The organism is Tahibacter caeni (assembly GCF_024609805.1).
Classification (GTDB): domain Bacteria; phylum Pseudomonadota; class Gammaproteobacteria; order Xanthomonadales; family Rhodanobacteraceae; genus Tahibacter; species Tahibacter caeni.
This window is the reverse complement of the sequence record NZ_JANFVR010000394.1, coordinates 1-3,902: the sequence shown is the minus strand read 5'-3', so window position 1 is coordinate 3,902 and position 3,902 is coordinate 1. Positions and strand designations below refer to the sequence as shown.

6 protein-coding genes are annotated in these 3,902 nt (G+C 70.7%); 4 read left to right on the top strand and 2 right to left on the bottom strand.

Features of this window, described 5'->3' with window-relative positions; genetic code table 11:
* Positions 1–127 precede the first annotated feature (127 nt).
* Together NON22_RS21415 and NON22_RS21410 are read right to left on the bottom strand one after the other, a co-directional pair.
* On the bottom strand, positions 128–667 hold the full coding sequence (locus NON22_RS21415) for a GTP-binding protein (protein WP_257389024.1): 540 nt from the start codon (positions 665–667) through the stop codon (positions 128–130).
* A gap of 61 nt (positions 668–728) precedes the next feature.
* Positions 729–1,145 carry a roadblock/LC7 domain-containing protein gene (locus tag NON22_RS21410; RefSeq protein ID WP_257389022.1) on the bottom strand — a complete coding sequence of 139 codons (417 nt, stop codon included), beginning with the start codon at positions 1,143–1,145 and terminating at the stop codon, positions 729–731.
* A gap of 310 nt (positions 1,146–1,455) precedes the next feature.
* Between NON22_RS21410 and NON22_RS21405 the strand changes: the two genes are divergently transcribed.
* From NON22_RS21405 to NON22_RS21390, 4 genes are all read left to right on the top strand, one after another.
* Entirely contained in the window at positions 1,456–2,145 is a 690-nt protein-coding gene (locus NON22_RS21405; RefSeq protein ID WP_257389021.1) for a response regulator transcription factor, read from the top strand.
* A gap of 491 nt (positions 2,146–2,636) precedes the next feature.
* Positions 2,637–3,089, top strand: coding sequence for a roadblock/LC7 domain-containing protein (locus tag NON22_RS21400; protein WP_257389020.1), 453 nt, complete (start codon positions 2,637–2,639; stop codon positions 3,087–3,089).
* Positions 3,090–3,152: 63 nt separating this feature from the next.
* Complete coding sequence (locus NON22_RS21395) at positions 3,153–3,509, top strand: roadblock/LC7 domain-containing protein (protein ID WP_257389019.1); 357 nt, start codon at positions 3,153–3,155, stop codon at positions 3,507–3,509.
* A 65-nt stretch (positions 3,510–3,574) separates the two neighbouring features.
* Positions 3,575–3,902, top strand: a 328-nt coding sequence (locus NON22_RS21390) for a hypothetical protein (RefSeq protein ID WP_257389018.1), incomplete at its 3' end; no start/stop codon positions are given.

The following is a 3,902-nucleotide window of genomic DNA, read 5'->3' as shown; positions in this document are numbered from 1 at the left end:
TCGCGCCGGCCCTGCGCCGGACCCTGCGCCGGATCGCGCGCACGCGGCTGCAGGCGCTGCGCGCCGCGCCGGTCCGCCTGGACGACTGAACCGGTTTCCGGCGGCGTCGGCCGGCGCCCGCGCCGGCTCAGTCCAGCAACAGCAGCAGCGCGCGGACGAGCTGCGCGGCCTGCTCGCGGTCGCGCGCGTCGAACGTGAACAGCGGCGCGGCGACGCCTTCGTCGCGCAGCAGCCGGCGCAGCGCGGCGAGATCGAAATCCGGATTGCGGTCGGTCTGGGTGATGCCGATCACGAGCGGCAATGTCGCATCGATCTCGGCCAGCGCGCGAATCCAGTAGCGGCACTGCGCGACCGTGTCGCCGTCGGCGCCGCTGAGCACGAGCACGACGCCGAGCGCGCCCTCGAGCACGAGCGGGCGCATGAAGGCGAAATGCTCCTGGCCCGGCAGGCCGTAGAGGAACAGCGTGGTGTCGCCATCCAGGCGCACGCTCGCGAAATCGAAGGCCACGGTCGTGCTGACCTTGTCGCCGACGGCGCCCGTGGCCAGCGGCATTTCGGTCGATACCGGCGGCACGTCGGCGATCGCCGCGATGGCCGTGGTCTTGCCCGCACCGAGCGGGCCGGCGAATACGAGTTTGGTCGTCGTGGCGACGGCGAGGCTGTTCACGGCGATGGATTCCGCGGCAAGGAAGCGAAAGAAGTACCGGCGGCGCCGGACGAGGGGGCCGTCATGCGTCTACGCGATCGACGATGCGCGTCAACGTCGCCGCGGAGTCCAGTGCACAGCCGAGCAGCAGCGCGAGATTGCCGCCGTGATCGCAGCCGACCGCGAGGGCCAGGCGCTGGCGGCTGCTCGGCACGCGTGCGACGACGATGAGGCCGTCGTCGGCCGTGATCGTCGTATGGCGGTAGGTCGACCCGGCGGTTTCGCGCGCGAACGTTTCGCCGAGCGCGAGCAGCGAACTGCTGACCGCGGCGATGCGCTCCACGGCCGTATCGGTCAATACGCCGGCCGCGAGGACCGCGCGGCCGTCGACGGTCGACAGGCTCGCGAAGCGCAGCGCCGGCAGCCGCCCGAGCAACGCGTTGAGTTCGGCGTTGCAGGCTTCGAGGACCTGCACGCCTCCGCTGGTATCGCTGGCCATTCGTTCTCCCGGGAGTGCACGGTGCCGGCCCATCGGGCCCGCGGACTCATCGTGACCGCCGCGCCCACGGCCCGTGTCGCCGATGCCGCAGGACGGATCGGAACACGCGGCGGGGCGGCCGTTGCCGTGATCGTTAGCACAGACACGACCATGGTCGCCAAGATTTGTCGTTTAAGGCCCTCGAGGCATGGAAATCTGCCAAGTAAGTCGTCATATGCCTTGGCTACCGTAACGCATGGGGCGGCTGATGCCGATGGTTTCGGACTGCGGAACTGCAGCCGGACATGGACACGGCAGGGGCGTGGGGAACATGCGGCAGCGAACTACAGGCGTCGTCGTACTGGTCGACAGCGAACTCGTCGCGATGGGCTTCGTCGTCGCGCTGAGCACGCGGCGTCATCTGCACGTGGCCGCGGTCGCGCATACGCCCGTCGACGGGCTGCGCGCGATCACGCGTTTCGATCCCGCCGTGGTGCTGCTCGACTCGGCCATGGCCGGCGCGCTCATCGGGCTCGCGCGGACGCCGGTATGGCGCGCACGCCTGCTTCTGCTCGGCCGCAACGCCCATCTCGGCGTCGTGCCCGGCGCCGAGCGCGACGTGGCCTGCGGTTTCATCAGCTGGACCGCGCGGCGCCGGCACTATCTTCCGCTCGTCGACGAAGTCTCGGCCTGCGCACAGCGCCAGGCGTCGCCGGACAGTGCCCAGTGCAGCGCCTGCACCGCGCGCCGCACCCTCGTGCCGCCGCCGCTGGATCTCAGCGAACGCGAGCGCGAGGTGTTCGTGCGCATCGGCAGCGGGCAGCGCACGGCCGACATCGCCGTCGCGCTCGGCCTCAGCGCGAAGACCGTCGAAGCGCATCGCGAGACCATCAAGTACAAGCTCGGCATGGATTCGGTGCGCGAGCTCAACGTCGTCGCGGCGAGCTGGTGCCGCGGCGAGATCGTCGACGCTGCGCAGCCGCCGCTGCGCGGCGGCCTGCGCCGGCGCGATCCGCTCTAGAGCGGTGTAAAAAAACGTGACGTCGGGCGATCCGTGTTCGGATGGCCCGGGCGGTTTTTTCTGCGGAACGCCGGGCGGAAGCACTCGTCCGTTTCCGCAGCGCGGCGTGCCTGCACGGCGGCCGATCGCTCGCCGAGACGAACGCGCCGGCGAGCCCCGGCGGCAGGCCGAGTCCGCGCGCCGCAACGGATTCCGGTCCATGCCGCACGCGCCGGACCGTCGCGGATATTCGTGCGATTACCGGTGTTACGGCCCAATCCGGTGGGGCGGGTTGCCGGCGAACGCGCGGCTGGCGACAGCGTTCTTCCGGGCCGGCCGACCTAGGGAATTTACCTATGCGGAAGTCCTGTCGCCCGCACTAACCTCGCGGCCGTCCGACGCGCAATGACGCGTCACCCGACGTTTCGCGATGATGCTTCCGGCGATGCCGCCGGTTGCGCGCTCGACTATCGGACGGGGACCAGGAAATACCGTGGCAGGGGGAAGGTCGCATGCTCAACGGAGCAGGGCCGGTCTGCGGACCGGCGTCGGCGAGCGCATTGCCGGACAGCGAGCGGGATCGCGTGCGCGCCTGCGCCGACGGCCTGCTCTCGCGTCTCTTGATCACCGTGCCGAGTTGCCGCTTCGTCAGCCTGTCCACCCTGGACGGCCGCTCCGCCGCGGTGGCCGGCGCGCTGACGGCGGCCGGCGCGCCGCGCGTGGCAGCCATGACCAGTTCGTTCCTCGCGCTCAGCGAAACTCTGGCCTGGGAGACGACGAGCGGGCGCAGCAGCTACGTGACGCTGGCCTCCAGCGACGGCGTCATCGTCATCGCGCGCGTGCCGACGCGGCTGCCGGCCTATGCGCTGTCGGCCTGCGCCGACGACGACCGCGTCCTCGCGCTGCTGCTGCGCCGCACCCTCGACACCGTCGCCGCGCTGGCCCAGCAGCTGGACCGGCGCTAGTTCCTCGACGCCGGCCGCGCCGCGGCCGGCAGCCCCTTCCACCCAACCGCTAGGAAATCCGTAATGGCAAAGATCAGTCTCGAACCCCTGCGTTCCATCGACGGCTACATCGCGTCCGCGCTCGTCGACAGCGAGAGCGGCATGCTGCTGTCGGGCGACGGCACCGGCATCAGCCTCGAACTCGCCGCGGCCGGCAACACCGAAGTCATCAAGGCCAAGCGCAAGGTCGCCGCGGCGCTGAAGCTCAACGACACGATCGAGGACATCCTGATCAGCCTGACCAAGCAGTACCATCTGCTGCGGCCGCTGGAGTCCAACCAGAAGCTGTTCCTCTACGTCGTGCTGGACCGGGTCAAGTCGAACCTGGCGATGGCGCGCCACGAACTGCGCACGTTTGAAAAATCCGTCGATTTTTCATGATGTCCGCTGTACGGCCGCTCGGCGAATGACATCGTCCGTCCTGCCGCGCCGCCGGAGCCGACCTCGTGCGGCTTGACCTCCGGACCGCGGCGCTGACCGAGCTGGAGGAGCAGCGCGTGCGCATCGCCGCGCAACTGCTGGCCGCCCACGGCGGGGAGGCGCGCGTCGGCGCCTGGGACGGCACGCGCTGCGATCTCGTCGTGCTCAATGCCGACGACGGCTACGGCCGGCACGTGCTCGACATCGCGCGCCGGCGCGGCGTGCCGGCGGTCGCGTTCGGCGCGCCGCGGACGGACGCGGATGCGCAGGCCGGCATCGTCGCGGCCGAGGGTTCTGCCGCGAGCCTTGCCGCGACCCTGTGGCGGCTCGTCGGCACGGCCTCCGACACGGCGC

What these genes read in the sequence shown, in the direction of transcription:
- NON22_RS21395 (WP_257389019.1), top strand. Translation starts at nt 3,153, where the DNA reads ATGGCAAAGATCAGTCTCGAACCCCTGCGTTCCATCGACGGCTACATC.
- NON22_RS21410 (WP_257389022.1), bottom strand. Translation starts at nt 1,145, where the DNA reads ATGGCCAGCGATACCAGCGGAGGCGTGCAGGTCCTCGAAGCCTGCAAC.
- NON22_RS21400 (WP_257389020.1), top strand. Translation starts at nt 2,637, where the DNA reads ATGCTCAACGGAGCAGGGCCGGTCTGCGGACCGGCGTCGGCGAGCGCA.
- NON22_RS21405 (WP_257389021.1), top strand. Translation starts at nt 1,456, where the DNA reads ATGCGGCAGCGAACTACAGGCGTCGTCGTACTGGTCGACAGCGAACTC.